The organism is Jeotgalibaca ciconiae, assembly GCF_003955755.1.
In the GTDB taxonomy this organism is placed as follows: domain Bacteria; phylum Bacillota; class Bacilli; order Lactobacillales; family Aerococcaceae; genus Jeotgalibaca; species Jeotgalibaca ciconiae.
Window position 1 is genome coordinate 1,012,176 of sequence record NZ_CP034465.1, and the last position, 14,584, is coordinate 1,026,759.

Annotated in this window: 16 protein-coding genes; 2 read left to right on the plus strand and 14 right to left on the minus strand. The window is 38.0% G+C overall.

The window, feature by feature from the left end; all coding sequences use genetic code 11:
* Positions 1 to 4 precede the first annotated feature (4 nt).
* Entirely contained in the window at positions 5 to 1,078 is a 1,074-nt protein-coding gene (locus EJN90_RS04665; protein WP_164544007.1) for a D-alanyl-D-alanine carboxypeptidase family protein, read from the plus strand.
* Between the two features lie 97 nt (positions 1,079 to 1,175).
* Here the strand turns inward: EJN90_RS04665 and EJN90_RS04670 are convergent, their stop codons facing one another.
* The 5 genes from EJN90_RS04670 to EJN90_RS04690 all read right to left on the minus strand — a co-directional run bounded on the left by EJN90_RS04670 (position 1,176) and on the right by EJN90_RS04690 (position 5,940).
* Positions 1,176 to 2,414, minus strand: coding sequence for an NAD(P)H-dependent oxidoreductase (locus tag EJN90_RS04670; RefSeq protein ID WP_126109099.1), 1,239 nt, complete (start codon positions 2,412 to 2,414; stop codon positions 1,176 to 1,178).
* Between the two features lie 17 nt (positions 2,415 to 2,431).
* Positions 2,432 to 3,040 (minus strand): NADPH-dependent FMN reductase, encoded by a 609-nt coding sequence (locus EJN90_RS04675; protein ID WP_126109100.1) that lies wholly within the window; start codon positions 3,038 to 3,040, stop codon positions 2,432 to 2,434.
* Between the two features lie 33 nt (positions 3,041 to 3,073).
* Positions 3,074 to 3,991 carry an FAD:protein FMN transferase gene (locus tag EJN90_RS04680; protein WP_126112284.1) on the minus strand — a complete coding sequence of 306 codons (918 nt, stop codon included), beginning with the start codon at positions 3,989 to 3,991 and terminating at the stop codon, positions 3,074 to 3,076.
* 67 nt (positions 3,992 to 4,058) lie between these two features.
* Positions 4,059 to 4,928 carry a helix-turn-helix domain-containing protein gene (locus tag EJN90_RS04685; protein WP_126109101.1) on the minus strand — a complete coding sequence of 290 codons (870 nt, stop codon included), beginning with the start codon at positions 4,926 to 4,928 and terminating at the stop codon, positions 4,059 to 4,061.
* A 304-nt stretch (positions 4,929 to 5,232) separates the two neighbouring features.
* Positions 5,233 to 5,940, minus strand: coding sequence for a DNA alkylation repair protein (locus EJN90_RS04690; protein WP_126109102.1), 708 nt, complete (start codon positions 5,938 to 5,940; stop codon positions 5,233 to 5,235).
* Between the two features lie 162 nt (positions 5,941 to 6,102).
* Between EJN90_RS04690 and rluF the strand changes: the two genes are divergently transcribed.
* Positions 6,103 to 6,810: a 23S rRNA pseudouridine(2604) synthase RluF gene (gene rluF / locus EJN90_RS04695; RefSeq protein WP_126109103.1), complete on the plus strand. Its 708-nt coding sequence runs from the start codon at positions 6,103 to 6,105 to the stop codon at positions 6,808 to 6,810.
* Positions 6,811 to 7,014: 204 nt separating this feature from the next.
* Here rluF and EJN90_RS04700 read toward each other — a convergent pair whose 3' ends face one another.
* The 9 genes from EJN90_RS04700 to gloB form a co-directional block, all read right to left on the minus strand.
* On the minus strand, positions 7,015 to 7,446 hold the full coding sequence (locus EJN90_RS04700) for a pyridoxamine 5'-phosphate oxidase family protein (protein ID WP_126109104.1): 432 nt from the start codon (positions 7,444 to 7,446) through the stop codon (positions 7,015 to 7,017).
* A gap of 244 nt (positions 7,447 to 7,690) precedes the next feature.
* Positions 7,691 to 7,924 carry a heavy-metal-associated domain-containing protein gene (locus tag EJN90_RS04705; protein WP_126109105.1) on the minus strand — a complete coding sequence of 78 codons (234 nt, stop codon included), beginning with the start codon at positions 7,922 to 7,924 and terminating at the stop codon, positions 7,691 to 7,693.
* Positions 7,925 to 7,956: 32 nt separating this feature from the next.
* Positions 7,957 to 8,250 carry an iron-sulfur cluster repair di-iron protein, ric gene (locus tag EJN90_RS04710; RefSeq protein ID WP_126109106.1) on the minus strand — a complete coding sequence of 98 codons (294 nt, stop codon included), beginning with the start codon at positions 8,248 to 8,250 and terminating at the stop codon, positions 7,957 to 7,959.
* A 28-nt stretch (positions 8,251 to 8,278) separates the two neighbouring features.
* Positions 8,279 to 8,515 carry a heavy-metal-associated domain-containing protein gene (locus tag EJN90_RS04715; RefSeq protein ID WP_126109107.1) on the minus strand — a complete coding sequence of 79 codons (237 nt, stop codon included), beginning with the start codon at positions 8,513 to 8,515 and terminating at the stop codon, positions 8,279 to 8,281.
* A 122-nt stretch (positions 8,516 to 8,637) separates the two neighbouring features.
* Positions 8,638 to 10,539 (minus strand): heavy metal translocating P-type ATPase, encoded by a 1,902-nt coding sequence (locus tag EJN90_RS04720; RefSeq protein ID WP_126109108.1) that lies wholly within the window; start codon positions 10,537 to 10,539, stop codon positions 8,638 to 8,640.
* Positions 10,540 to 10,943: 404 nt separating this feature from the next.
* Complete coding sequence (locus tag EJN90_RS04725; protein ID WP_126109109.1) at positions 10,944 to 12,212, minus strand: peptidase U32 family protein; 1,269 nt, start codon at positions 12,210 to 12,212, stop codon at positions 10,944 to 10,946.
* 20 nt (positions 12,213 to 12,232) lie between these two features.
* The gene (locus EJN90_RS04730) at positions 12,233 to 13,153 is read right to left on the minus strand and encodes a peptidase U32 family protein (protein ID WP_126109110.1); all 921 of its coding nucleotides are present in this window, start codon (positions 13,151 to 13,153) and stop codon (positions 12,233 to 12,235) included.
* A 243-nt stretch (positions 13,154 to 13,396) separates the two neighbouring features.
* On the minus strand, positions 13,397 to 13,726 hold the full coding sequence (locus tag EJN90_RS04735) for a MazG nucleotide pyrophosphohydrolase domain-containing protein (RefSeq protein ID WP_126112286.1): 330 nt from the start codon (positions 13,724 to 13,726) through the stop codon (positions 13,397 to 13,399).
* A gap of 15 nt (positions 13,727 to 13,741) precedes the next feature.
* A complete protein-coding gene (gene gloB, locus EJN90_RS04740; protein WP_126109111.1) occupies positions 13,742 to 14,443 on the minus strand; it encodes a hydroxyacylglutathione hydrolase in 702 nt (233 codons plus the stop codon).
* Positions 14,444 to 14,584: the final 141 nt, after the last annotated feature.

A 14,584-nucleotide genomic window follows, 5' to 3' on the forward strand; every position in this document is an offset into this window, starting at 1 on the left:
AACGGTGAAAAGAAGAAAGACTCGGAGCAGAAGAAGAAGGAAAAACAAGTTTTGGAAGAAAACATTTGTGACAGGTGCCTTGCTTGGAGGCGGAATCTATTTTGTCCAAAAAACGTTGGAGGAAACTTCCTCTTCTGGCCAGCAAACGGTTATCATGGACATTACAGATGCAGCTGGAAAGTTCACATCACAAGTAAATAAAGGGTTCGAAGAGATACAAATCAAAGATGACACACCACTAATAGACCTTTCCCGAACCAACAGTGCGAACATCTTATTGACGAATCTTAAATCTGGAGATGTACTGGCAGAAAAAAATAGTAATGTCCAACTTTATCCAGCATCTTTGACCAAAATCATGACCGCATTAGTGGCAATTGAAATGGTGGATGATTTGGATAAGGAAGTCGTTATGATTCCTGATTATTTTGAGGGATTATTTGAACAGGAAGCTTCCGTAGCGGGTTTTTTAGAGGATGAATTGCTTTCATTCCGCGATTTGCTGTATGGGGCAATCTTACCTTCAGGAGCCGATGCCTGCTTAGCCATTGCTTATTCATTAGCTGGTTCTGAAGCTGAATACGTGTCGTTAATGAACCAAAAAGCAGTGGAGTTAGGACTGAGTAAAACGCATTTTAGCAATGTAACTGGCCTGCACGATCCACAGAATTACTCTTCCGCAGAAGACCTGACGTCTTTATTGAAGTATGCATTGGATAATCCTGATTTCTATCAAGTGTTTACAACGGTAGAATATAGCACGGAGCCAACAAATTTTCATGCTGATGGCGTTCAAATGTTCAACTCCATTTTTCGACATGGCGAAGAATATCCCAAATTTTCAGACTTCGTTATCGGCGCTAAGACTGGTTTTACAGAAGAAGCTGGTCTGTGTTTAGCTACATTGGCTGAAATTAATGGAGAATCATACATTTTAATAACTGCAGGAGCAGGAGCTCAAGAAAATGGCCCTGATTATGTAGAAATCCTTGATCCCTTACATGTGGCAGATGCGACGATGATTTATTCACAAGTAGAAAAAATCCATGAACGAAGTAAGATAAACGTAAATGAGTAATTTCTACCAGGAAAAGAAGGGGAAAATATTTCTCACTTCCTTTAAAAAAGCGGACAAAGAAGTTTTCCTACTTCTTTGTCCGCTTTTTAGTTAGCTATTATCCCTTAATAGAAGCACTCGAAACTGCATCTACTTTTTCTGTTGTGTTTTCATTTAAAGAAGCACTGGATACAGCATCCACTTCTTCATGATTATTTTGGGATGCACCTGAAACTGCGTCTACATCTCCCACCAATGTTTGTCCGGTTTGTTTCAAATACCAGTCAATGATCGGTTTAAAGTCTAAAATGTATTCATTAATCCCTACATAATTTCCTTCTTTATCATGCATTGCTTGATAATTATGAACAACATATTTGTCAGGACCATGTGTTGGAACATTTACACGAACTGCATCTGTTGCCCCAGAACGTAATTGTTGGATTACCCAAGATACGCTGTTAAACTTGCTTTCTGGATGACATTTTGCCAGTGGATTTCCAGCTTGGCCAGGTGTACGTGATGCCAACATCTCTTCTGCTGGTTTTGTATGGTTATAATATAAGAATTGATTGTTGTGATCGGCATAAGTCAATTCCATTGGCATAGATGCTAAGAAGTAGTTTAATTGATCCACTGTTAGAATCCCGCGATCCAGTTTCACATAGGTATTCCCTTCTACTGCATTCACTGCTTTTGCAGCTTGTTCTACCCAGTCTTCCGCATACATATCAACGCCTTCAATCGTTGTATCTACTTTCCCTGTTGCATATAAATCTTCTGGTTCAGCAACTGCTGCTTTCGGCTCTTCCATTACAGAAACAAGCTTAACAAATTTAACGAATTTTTCTAAAGTACTACCTAAAAAATCAATCGTTCTTTGATCTGTTAAATTTTCATTCACATCAAAAGCTTCTTTCACTTTGCCTAATAAGAATTCATTTCCTGGCATTACCATTGCATTTACGCCTGGCGCATCTAAAATTTGACGTAAGTGCAATTGTGCACGAGAAGAACCTTGATCGTAGTAAGAAGCTCCTACAATCATGACTGGTTTATCTTCTAAAGTGTGAATCTTGAAAGATAGCCATTCAAGCAGACTTTTTAAGCCAGCCGGGATTGTGTGATTGTGTTCCGGTGTTGCAATGATTACTCCATCTGCACTCAAGATCTTTTTATGAATATTTTGAATGACTGGGCTGTTTGTTTGATCATCGCTTTGATTGAACATAGGCACATCTTTGATTTCTAAAATTTCAAGCTCAAATAATGTGTTAAAATGTTTTTTTATATATTTTAATAATAAACGATTATATGATACTTCTGCATTGGATCCGACAATTCCGACTAATTTCATGGTTATAATCTCCTATTCTATATTTCTTCCCAAGAAAAGTTTTCTGCTTCTTTTTTATTAATACTGTGTGCATGATTTAATTGGTTGGTAATTTTTACAAAGGTCAAGAAATCTTCAAATAAACCTTCTAGCTTTTCAATATGTTCTCCATTATTTAAGCGTCCTTCTTCATCAAATGCTTGTAGCGAGTGGCTTAATAAGAACTCAGAACTCGGCATAATACGTGCTTTTAATTCTGGAGAGTCAAGAATTTGGCGTAAATGCAACTGCGCTCTTGAAGAACCTAAAGTTCCATAAGAAGCTCCGGTAATCATCACCGCTTTATCCACAAAAGGGAAAATGCCATAAGAAAGCCAGTTTAATGCATTGATTAATGATGCAGGTACAGCATGGTCGTACTCAGGTGTGCTAATGATTACACCACTTGCAGCATCAATCTTATCGGCAATCAATTGTACTTGTTCTGGAATTTGCTTATCTTCCGGCTTGTTAAATATAGGAAGATCTTTAATCTCTATGATTTCAATTTGAGCTTTATCTGCAAAGTATTTTTCCATAAATTGCAGCAACTTGCGATTCGTAGAATTATCTGAATTTGTTCCTACTAGACCAATAAATTTTTCCATTTTATTACTTCCTTCCAATCTGTTTATTAAAATTTAACTGACTTGCTTATTTTGTATCATTGTCTCTTCCAACCCATTCGAATAAAGAACTTGCCCGCTCTTTGTGATGAGCAAACCGTCTATCCCTTCTAACTGATTCAGACAGTCTAGAATCTCTGCCGATGATTTCCCATACAATCGAGTGGTCCATATCTCGCCATCAAGTGAATATTTGGATTGAATCGTTAAGCTGGCAACATCCGTCTCGACGGGATATCCTGTATGAGGATTCAGTATATGATGATAGGTCTGTCCTTCTTTTTCCAAACTTCTTTCATAAATCCCTGAAGTGACGACAGATTGATTACATATCCTTAAGGCCGTTACATATTGATTGCGGGAGAGTGTTGGATTTTGAATCCCTATTTTCCAATAATCTTTTTTCGGATTGTGGAATGGCCCTAGCCCTACAATATTTCCTCCTAAATTAATTAGCGCAGATGTAACGCCCTTGCCTTTTAAGTAATGAATAATTAAATCTGCTATATAACCTTTTGCTAACGAACCCAGATCAATCAACATACCCTGCTGCTTTAGAAAAACGGATTGCTCTTCCTCGTTTAAAATAATATTTTGTGGATTCGTTATTTTTAAAAGCTGGTCAATCTTATCTGCTGAAGGAACCTTCGCATCTGTAAAACCAATTCGCCATGTCTGGACTAGCGGTCCAATTGCAATATTTAAGTTACTGTTGGGGGAACAACTATGATATTTGCCAACTTTTATCAGTTGATATAATTCTGGGTGAACCACAATCGGACGAACCCCTGCATTTTTATTAATCTCCATTAGTTCAGAATCGGAACTATTAGCGCTAAAGCGGTGTTCATAGATTTTTAATCGCCTGACTAATTCTGCCAATATCAAATCTGCAGTATCATGCTCAATTAATAAATCAATGACCGTTCCCATCAAATGGACCGTCTCTCTCTTTTGTTCCACTTCGTTCCTCTCCTTTCACCTGAAGAAATCTAATTAACTACTGCGTGTTTGACAATACTTCTTTTTCCATGAGAGCCAGCTCTTTTAAAGCCACCGTATTTTTATTGATTTTCGAATAGGCTCTTGCATCGTAAATCCTTTCCAAAATACTTTCTTTCGGCTCGTTTTGAATAATGGCATTTTTAGCTAATTGAATGGCTGCTCTTGCAAGGTAATACGTCACGTGATTATCTGAACAAATAGAAACAGCATAATTCAACAATGCATTGCTGATTTCTATCTCATGAATCGCGGAATAAAAAACGCCGCATTGAAATACGATATTCAGAACTCTCCATGTATCCTCTATTTTTTTAGTCGGATAAGTATAAATTTTTTCAAGAACTTTGTTGAAGTAAAACTCTGCTTTCTCTTGGTCTTCTTCCCGTGAATAAGCCATGCCGATGCCCGTGTATGCTAGCAAACGGAAAATTTCAGAATCCGCCGTTTCTTCTTCTAATAAGATCTGGTCAAACATAAAAAGAATGTCCATCACAGAGGAACTTTGAAAAATCATGATAAAGCCATTTAAGTAGTGATAGCGCAAGGTTAGATTCAAGTCTTCAACCGTGCTGATCGAAATCGTACTAAGCAATGTTGCTGCTTGCTCGTACTCACTCGTAATTAAAAAAAATTCTGCTTTATTCATTTTTTCGATTATTTCAGTATGTCTTACGCCTACTTTTGGAAATAACTCCCCTAACGGAAGATTCAGTCGATTGCATAATTTGATAAGGATTTTTAAGTTCGGAACTTGTCCATTATTTTCAAAGCGACTTAAGGTAGCTTGCGTACAAATTCCTTCTGCTAGTTCAATCTGAGAAAGTCCACTTGCTTTTCGTGCTTCAATAAAACGTTCAATATTCAAATTACCCCTCCTCTGTTTCCACAATAGTGTTTTATTTCACATTCTTTTAACATAATTGATTATACTCCTCAAAAATATTTCCGTCAACGGAATATATAAAATTTTATATATTTTTGCAAAAAAGAAAGAAAGATTGTGAACATATTATTCACGAAAAGATATGTTTTATATTTTAAAAAATCTGTTTAATTGATTTTGTATCCTATTCAGAAAAAGACTCTCTAAATGATTACAAAATCACAATTGTAAGGATAAAAATAGGTCGCAGCCCTCTAGCGGCTACGACCTATCGAAGAAAATATTTTTAACATCTCACATACTTGCGTTTAAAGCCCAGCCTTCCTCTCTCCATTTCTTTTTGGATACTTTCATTTGCATTCAAAAGGCTCGGTTTTTTCTTACCACGTTTGACTTCTATAACACCCAATTCTTTTGCAGTCTCTACTGCTTTATCGTGTAGTGGTAAATAAGAAACCCCCACTGTATATAAAAAATTGATCATCGAAGCCTTGGCACGCTCTGGCGCATCATGAATTGTATTTTTTACAATATCGAGCATTTCTGAAATCTTTTCCTTAGAAAATTCTTGATCTTTTCGATTCCCTAGAAGCCAGCAATAGCAGCTCCATCCTGCCGACATTCGCAGCTCATCTCCCGACGCGATCCATTTATCAGCGACTTCTTGTGCTATGTTGGATTCCGATAATGTCACTGCTACCACAAAGTCAGATAACATATAAAAATAAGCAGCATCGATCCAACGCTCATAATCTGATTCGGTCATCGCGTTCGGATCAGCAATCACACCTGCAAAATACATCGCATCATAGTTCCCTGTTGCGTATAAGTCTTCAGCCAAGGCTTGATTGATTTTTATCTTTTTCGACATCGGCTTCATTGCACCTGTCGCTACACCGAAAAGAGGCTCCTGTGCCCCATTCGATAAGTATCTTTTTTTCATATGTTCTTTACTTAACGATTCAAGTTCTTGCATAACCACTTCAAGTTCCATATTTTTTTAATTCCTTTCTGAATTCCATATCCTCACTCAGCTATTGTTTAGATCAAAAATAATTAAATGTTTCTCTTTTCTATTATAACTAAATAAGGGTTTGATTCACCATGAAAATACAGTATAGTTAATAGACAAAGATGTGATTAAGGTGGTGTGAACATGCGCATTAATAAATATATAAGTGAATCAGGAAAAGCATCCAGGCGAGGTGCAGACAAATTAATTACGGATAATAGAGTTACCATTAATGGAAAACGTGCCACAATTGGTACCCAAGTTGAAGCCGGAGATGATGTTCGAGTAGATGGAAATCCAATCCGAGTAGCAAGAAATAATGTATACATTGCTTTAAATAAGCCCGTAGGCATTACGAGTACGACAGAAAAAAGTGTGAAAGGAAACATTGTCGATTTGGTCAACCACCCATTAAGGATTTTCCATATTGGGCGTCTGGATAAAGATTCCGAAGGATTGATACTCCTCACAAACGACGGCGATATTGTCAACGAAATTCTGCGGGTGGAAAACAAGCATGAAAAGGAATATATCGTTTCGGTGAACCGGCCCATTACCCCTGACTTCTTGAAACAGATGGCAGAAGGAGTCAAAATATTAGGCACAAAAACACTTCCTTGTGAGGTAACACAATTATCAAAGTATGAGTTCCAAATCATTTTAACGCAAGGGCTCAACCGTCAAATCCGACGCATGTGCGAGGAATTAGGTTACGAGGTCTACCGATTACAGAGAGTTCGAGTTATGAATATTCTTTTAGGAAAACTTCCTCCTGGACAATGGAGAGACTTAACCAAAAAAGAAAAAACAAGATTGTTTAAAGATTTGAACTATGAGCCAAAAGAGTGGTAGAAGTATGGGTGCGTCGAATTATCTATATAAACGTCAACACTACTGAAACCATTATTTAGATAAAAAAAGCGAACAACTCATTACATCTAATAATGTGTGCAAGCTTCAGGGGTATTTTGCCTTTTGAAGCTTGCATTTTTTTCAAAAGAGACACCTTCACAATGTTTTTTTAGCTTGAAGCTTGCAGTTTATTTAAATCAATCGTTACTTTGCCTCAATTTGAAAAACATAGCGATGACCTTGAGTCATACTGTGATAGAATCCTTCTCCTTCATATAGTTGGAAAACTTGGGAACCTTGACGCTCAGATTTATTGGGATAAACGTGTTTGACATAAGGGTTATCTTGTAAAATTTCCTCAAGACGTTCTCTTCCGACCTCGCGGATTTTCCCTTCAATCCGAATCACTTGAATCAAATAGCCATCTTCAGACATTGCTGTAATGGCAACGTGGGGGTTATTTTGCAGTTGTTTGTAAAAATTTGTTTTTGGATGGGTCATAAAGAACACGCCATTTTCGTTTGCTACACCGATATGTGCATGTCGAGCATGTGGCTTATTGTCCTCATCAACTGTAGCAAAAATGGCAACTTTCATTTGTTCTTGTAATATTTGCATAATGTCTTCTATTTTCATATGTATTCTCCTTGTTTTAAGTAAATCCTAAAGGGTTAAGCGATTAGTTAAATTAATTATATCACAGCTAATTACGAAAAATAAGGGATTTGTAATTCTTTTCACAATGAAGAGGTAACGGATTACATGGTTTTTATTTCATAAGAAAATAGAAAAGATGTTGGAAAATCAAAGTGATTGTCCAACATCTTTTCTATTTTTAAACCTATTAAAATTCTAGACTGTGAAATTTCATTCTATGGTATTACGCTGCTTTTACTTTCGATTTTATAACGGAATATCCCAAGTCCTCAATGGCTTTTTCAATTGCTTCGATTGTTAGGGAACTTTCGTCAAAGTCCGCTTTTACTTTACTAGAATTGAATAAGACCTTCACACTATTTTGATCTATGCCATTTAATCCTTTTACGGCACTCTCGATTTTTTGCAAGCAAGATGGACAAGACAATGCTTCTAGGGTAATCGTTGCTTTATACATATTTATTTCTCCTCTATTCGTTTTTTATTTTTTTATCCTTGGTATGCTTGATCGGCTTCAGCTAACATATTGTAAACCGCCGCGTATGTTTCACAAACATCTCCGGGAATCAGGTAGTTATTGGTTACTTGGCGTAATCGAGAAAATTCTTCATCTAGATTTGGTTTTTCTTCTCCTGCTTCTTTCGTTTTCGTTTGCATTTGGGTATACAGTTCACGTACGTCAAATGCTTCTGGGTGGTTTTTTCCATGCGCACGAATGATTGCCTTTGTAAACAATTCCAATTTTTCAGAGTTCTTAGTCATGTATTCATTAAATGTTATCATTTATTTTCCTACTTTCTGTATTTTGTATTTAGGATGCTATTTTTACTTTAGACTTGATAACGGAATAACCCAAATTCTCAATCGACTTTTCAATCGCTTTGACGGTTAGTATATTTTCGTCAAAATCAGCCTTTACTTTGCTGGAATTGAACAGCACTTTCACGCTATTGAAATCAACTCCGTCCAATCCCTTTACGGCACTCTCAATTTTTTGTAGGCAAGAAGGACAAGACAATGTTTCTAATGTTAGGATTGCTTTAGACATATTTCATTTCTCCTCTTTAAATGATTTGTATAAACTCTTTCTATAACCCTATTCTAAATGCTTTCTCTTTAAGAAGAATTGATTGATATCAAGTTTTTCTATAATTTTTTGCCTGAATCCATTCATTTTGCCACGTCCATTTCTTTTATACTCGTTTTCATTTCATATTTATCCTCTTTCAGGCGGTATTTCAACAATCTCATACCGTTAAAAATTACCACTAAGATACTTGCTTCGTGAACCAACATCCCAATCGACATGTTCATCCATTCGCTAAATAGCAGACTAGCCAGCAAGATTAAAACGACTCCAACTGCAATAAGGATATTTTGTTTCATATTTCTTGCAGTCACTTTAGTCAATCCCAGTGCGTGTGGCAGACGGCTGAAATCAGAGTTCATCAAAACAACATCGGAAGTTTCAATCGCAACGTCTGTTCCGCTGCCCATCGCAATACCGATATCTGCCAAAGCTAAAGATGGACTATCATTCACGCCATCTCCAACAAAAGCAACGATTTGTCCTTCTTTTTGAAGTTTCGCAATGTGCGCTGATTTGTCCTCTGGCAGCATGTGACCGTGCGCTTCCGACAACCCTAGTTCTTTTGCGACCAAGTCAACGGTTCCTTGATTATCTCCAGACAGAACGACTAAGTTCTTCACACCTAAATTTTTCAACTTTTGCAAATCTTTCTTCACACCCGGACGGACTTGATCGCGGATCCCCATCAAAACTTTCAATTCTCCATCGACAGCGGTTAAAACGAGGGAATTACCATTTTTTTCGAATTCTTCAATATCTTTTCGTGCCTTCTCATCCAGTTTTACCTGTTCTTTTTTCATTAATGCCACATTTCCGACCGAAACTCTTTGGCCGTTGACTTGCGCAATGATTCCTCCGCCTTTAATGACATCCGTATTTTCTACTGGCACTGTTTTGAAAGTACCAATGTTTGCTAAAACTGCTTTTGCAAGCGGGTGGTCTGATTCTCTTTCTACATTGGCCAAGTAACGTAGTGCTTCATCAGTATTATTTCCATAAAATGCTGTTTCAGCCACTTCGGGGTTCCCAACTGTCAACGTTCCTGTTTTATCAAATACAATGGTGTCTACATTACTGAAGTCATTAATTACTTCGCTCCCTTTCAAGAGCACTCCATTACGCGCACCGTTTCCGATACCTGCGACGTTTGATACGGGAACACCAATGACCAAAGCACCGGGACAGCCAAGAACTAGGATGGTAATCGCAAGTTCGATATCACGGCTGAATAGCCAAACAACGATGGCCAAGATTAAAACAGCCGGTGTATAGTATTTTGAAAAATGGTCAATAAAACGTTCCGCCTCTGATTTAGAATCTTGTGCTTCCTCGACCAATTCTATGATCTTTCCAAAAGTTGTATCTTCTCCTACTTTGTCTGCCCGAATCTGGATTGTGCCGTTTTCCAAAATGCTTCCGGCAAAAACTTCCGAGCCCACTACCTTCGTGACTGGCAGAGATTCTCCCGTGATACTCGCTTCGTTAATGTAAGCTTCACCCGTCAAAACAGTCCCATCCACTGGAACTTTTGCCCCTGTCCGAACGAGCAAGATGTCCCCTTCGTCAACTTCATCAACATCTACTTCTTCGAATTCACCCGTTTCAGTTTGAATAAACGCACTTTCTGGTGCCATTTCAACTAATTCTTTGATTGCAGAACGCGTTTGGTTCAATGTCCGTTGTTCCAAGTAAGCTCCAAACAGGAATAAAAATGTTACGATAGCAGATTCTTCAAAGTTCTGGATCAAGAATGCACCAATCACTGCGATTGTCACCAGAACATCGATGCTGACCACTTTAACTTTCAACGCTTGGTAAGATTGGATAGCGATTGGCGCTAGCCCCAAAATCGATGCGGTAATAAAAGCGGTATTGAATACCAAGCTATTATGTAATACAAAATGCCCGAAGAGACCGATTGCGATTAATATTCCACTAAGAAAGGTAATTTGATTTTTTTTACTTAAGATCATTCTTTGCATGTTATTTTCCTCCATCTATCTTATTTCTACATAAAGTATAACTGCCATTCCAGAAATAAAACTTGACGGTGGTCAAGATAGCTTGTTTTGTTCGTACGTTTTAAAGTACAGACTTTATTTTTGTGCTGTACTTTACTTTTTCCAGGACTATAAGAAAAGCGGACAAGTCCGCCTTGGCCTATGAAAAAATAGGAAATTTGACCCTGAATTGTCAGGAGACTTCACGCTTCAGCGGGTTAGTCGAATGATATGCGTTAGCGAGCAGCGAAGCGCGCAATGGGGCAAATTTATCTTTTTTTCACTAGGTCAGGACTTGGGAGCTAGACATTGATGGCTGAACTTATAATCCCCTAGTCTATAAACAAAACCCACCAGATGCTGACAGCTCTGGTGGGTTTCCTGTTCTATTTTTGGGCGATCTTTCTTCGTGTTCGTTCTAAGGATTTGCGAATCATATCCTGCGGTTTAACAGGTTGACTCACTTTCATTGTTACAATTTGCATGGCATGAGGAGCTGAGCGGATGGTTTCGCCTTCTTCATTCCACATTTCTTCTAACTCTTCAGGATGATGACGCATGCCCGGACCGTAAAATTCAATTTTGTCACCAACCTTAAACAAGTTCCTTTGTTGGATGGTCGCTATTTTTGTTTCTTCATCATATGCAAGTACTTGTCCGATAAACTTATAACGAGGTTTACGGCGGCGCTCACCAAATAACTGTTCATTCTCTGTTGGAATTCCATAGTAAAAACCGGTCGCTAATTCGCGTTGCGCTACTTTCCACAATTCATCTACCCAGTCTTCTTGCAAGACATAATTTTCGGGATCTTCTATATAAGAGTCAAGTGCTTTTCGATAGACGTTTACAACTGTTGAAACATAATGGATGGACTTCATACGACCTTCAATTTTTAAGGAGTCAATGCCGCTTTCGACAATATCCGGAATATGCTGAATCATTGACAAATCAACTGCGCTCATGGAAAACGGCTCATCAATCCCTTCTTCGCCTTTCCCAACCATTTCTTTGTCGCCCAATGCCGGTAAGTCAAACAAGCCATATTTCCAGCGGCAAGATTGACAGCATCCGCCACGGTTCGCATCTCGATCAGCCATGTGATTCGACAAAGTACAGCGGCCTGAGTAAGAAATACACATCGCTCCATGAATGAATGCTTCAATTTCAACATCGGTTTTTGCACGAATTTCCACAACTTCTTCCATCGATACTTCCCGCCCTAAAACACATCGGGTTAAACCGGCTTCTTGCCAGAAATTCAAAGTTTCATAATTAACCGCCGATTGTTGGGTTGATAGATGAATTTCCAGTCCAGGTGCATCCATTGCACAAATTTGCATAAGTGCTGGATCTGATACAATCACTGCATCGATACCAATATCGCGAAGCGTCCGGAAGAACTCCCCTGCACCGATTTGATCATTTTCGTGGGTAACCATATTTGCCGCAACATATACTTTCGCATTGTGACTGTGTGCGAATTCCACTCCCTCAGCCATTTCTTCAAAAGAAAAATTTCCTGCCCGGCTGCGAAGCCCATAAGCATCGCCGCCAATATAGACAGCATCTGCACCATAATGAATGGCAGTCTTTAATTTTTCAAGTGTTCCCGCTGGCGCTAATAGTTCGGGACGTTTTAAAGTTTTTTTCATTTCTGATCTTAATCCTTTCATTATCGTACCTTATCTGCTGAATAGAGGAAGAAACCTGTATCCAATTCCCGATTTATTGGATGGTACTTTTGAACTTGTTCATTAAGCTTCTCTAACTGTTCTTCACCCCACTCACCGTCATCCAATAATTGACGAGCCTGGTCGTAAGCTTTCACAATCTCTAAAAAATCTTTACCTGGTGTATAAAGCCCATCCAAATACCAATGATTCGCATTGATATCAGCCAACATCGGTAGCTGCATCATTAGATTAAGATCTTTATTGGCAAAAACATGGGTGCCATGGCTATCATGATAAATTGAATAATGTGTGTCATCTTTTCCAGGCTCAGACAAAAAAAGATGACGCTCTTCGAAATCAAGCGGCTCTTTATCGATAAAATTAAAATAATTTTCTAATAAATGTCGTTTACTTTGGTGGATACACTGTGCGCCATAGACTTGCGTTAGAATTGGCAACTCAACGTTTTCAGCCAGTATTTCCAACTCCACATAAGGCACTTCACGAGCAATAAGGGCTGCCACCGCTCCATACTGCTTCCAAAAATTAATCTGTCCATGACTTGTCACCAGGACCGAAGCATCGTAAATATAAGGAATATAATATTCAGGATCCTTCATGATTTGAATCAAACCAGTATCTCCTACCATCAACTTATCTACATGGAGAGACTTCATTTTTTTTAAAAAGGGTCTCGCTAATTCAATTTTGTCATTATGCAGAATCGCATTGGCAGCAACAATCACTTGTTTGCCTCTTTCATGAGCATAATTTATCAGCTCAGCCATTTCTTCCTGGGTCAAATGTCCCGGTACACGTAGTCCAAATACTTCTTCTCCGACAATTAGCTGGTCTACGCCGTTTAGTAGGAGTTGTTTTCCTTGTTCAAGCGATTCAGTTGTTGCAATCAACTCAATCATCATTCTACCTTCTTTCGTTATTTCGTGAATATTTTTTTATGTTCTAACATTTTCCAAAAACAAACCCAAGTTCAAGTAAACACATATGTTATCGTGTTAAAATTTACTAGTCAAAGAACCATTGTTTTTACAATAGAAATCAAGTTGACATTTTTGGGAAACTGTTCACATATACACTTATAAGAAGCATCTTATCATATTTTTTCACTTGAAACTAGAGGCACAAAGTACCTGACAACGATTTTATATAGAATGATTTTCCTTCATAAACTCTTTCAAATTCGGAGACTGATTATATTTAACAGCTGCTTTCTTATCTTTTTCAATGATTGCCGTTGTTAAATCAATATTGTTTATGCTCGCAATGGCCACAGCATAGTGGATGACATCAACAAGCTCTGCTTCGAGTGAAATCTGACCCTCTTTTGATTTTCTTCCTTCCATTTGATTAAGAACTTCGGCTACTTCGCCGACTTCTTCTACCAATTTCATAAACAAACCAGAAGAAGTTCGTCCATCTTTGTATTTACTAGATAAATAACGTTGCAAGTCTTCTATTTTTAATTCTTTCACGATTCTTTCCCTCACCTAAAAATTATCCCGCGCTTTACGCAATTCAATAAAGTCTTCTAGCGTCTTTGCTCGCAGAAATAGATTGATGGTTTTTTCCCTGCCAATGGTTGATGGCAAAGTTGGGAGATCATGAGCACGCAATTCATTGACTTGATCCAAGGCATCAGAGATTATTTTGTTGGATGGCTCAATTGATTGTGCAAATCGTAAGTTGGTCTTGGTGTATTCATGAGCGGCATAAACCTTTACATCATCCGCCAGATTCTTGAATTTTTGCAATGAATCATATTGAGCTTGATAATTTTTCGTAAAAACTCTTCCACATCCTGCTGAAAATAAGGCATCTCCGCAGAAAAGGGCATCCTCCGTCAAGTAACTAATGTGACCTTTCGTATGTCCGGCTGTTTTTAAAATTTGGAAATTATGTCCCATCCATTCGAAAGTATCACCTTCATGAACAATATCAGTAGAGATGAAATCTGCTTCCTTCGGCCCATAAACTAGTGTGTTTGGAAATTTCGCTAGTAATTCTTCAACTCCATCAATATGGTCCTCATGATCGTGTGTCAAAAGAATCGCACTTAAGTTCAGCTGTTTTTCCTCCAAGTAACGAAGAACTCCCTCAGTCTCTCCTGGGTCAACAACGATTGCATCCTTGCCCTCTTCCATAATCCAAATATAGTTATCAGATAAAGCTTTGGTTGGATGAATATTCATGATGATTTGCTCCTCACTTTTAATTTTTTCAATTTGGTGAAATTCTCTGCCTTAGGTGTTATTGCTTTAAAAATGATCTCTCTCTTCACAAGCTATTATATCATGGATCATTGTGATTCAAAAAAATGATCGTTGTGTTTA

What these genes read in the sequence shown, in the direction of transcription:
- EJN90_RS04670 (WP_126109099.1), bottom strand. Translation starts at nt 2,414, where the DNA reads ATGAAATTAGTCGGAATTGTCGGATCCAATGCAGAAGTATCATATAAT.
- EJN90_RS04675 (WP_126109100.1), bottom strand. Translation starts at nt 3,040, where the DNA reads ATGGAAAAATTTATTGGTCTAGTAGGAACAAATTCAGATAATTCTACG.
- EJN90_RS04680 (WP_126112284.1), bottom strand. Translation starts at nt 3,991, where the DNA reads ATGGGAACGGTCATTGATTTATTAATTGAGCATGATACTGCAGATTTG.
- EJN90_RS04690 (WP_126109102.1), bottom strand. Translation starts at nt 5,940, where the DNA reads ATGGAACTTGAAGTGGTTATGCAAGAACTTGAATCGTTAAGTAAAGAA.
- rluF (WP_126109103.1), top strand. Translation starts at nt 6,103, where the DNA reads ATGCGCATTAATAAATATATAAGTGAATCAGGAAAAGCATCCAGGCGA.
- EJN90_RS04700 (WP_126109104.1), bottom strand. Translation starts at nt 7,446, where the DNA reads ATGAAAATAGAAGACATTATGCAAATATTACAAGAACAAATGAAAGTT.
- EJN90_RS04705 (WP_126109105.1), bottom strand. Translation starts at nt 7,924, where the DNA reads ATGTATAAAGCAACGATTACCCTAGAAGCATTGTCTTGTCCATCTTGC.
- EJN90_RS04710 (WP_126109106.1), bottom strand. Translation starts at nt 8,250, where the DNA reads ATGATAACATTTAATGAATACATGACTAAGAACTCTGAAAAATTGGAA.
- EJN90_RS04715 (WP_126109107.1), bottom strand. Translation starts at nt 8,515, where the DNA reads ATGTCTAAAGCAATCCTAACATTAGAAACATTGTCTTGTCCTTCTTGC.
- EJN90_RS04720 (WP_126109108.1), bottom strand. Translation starts at nt 10,539, where the DNA reads ATGCAAAGAATGATCTTAAGTAAAAAAAATCAAATTACCTTTCTTAGT.
- EJN90_RS04725 (WP_126109109.1), bottom strand. Translation starts at nt 12,212, where the DNA reads ATGAAAAAAACTTTAAAACGTCCCGAACTATTAGCGCCAGCGGGAACA.
- EJN90_RS04730 (WP_126109110.1), bottom strand. Translation starts at nt 13,153, where the DNA reads ATGATTGAGTTGATTGCAACAACTGAATCGCTTGAACAAGGAAAACAA.
- gloB (WP_126109111.1), bottom strand. Translation starts at nt 14,443, where the DNA reads ATGAATATTCATCCAACCAAAGCTTTATCTGATAACTATATTTGGATT.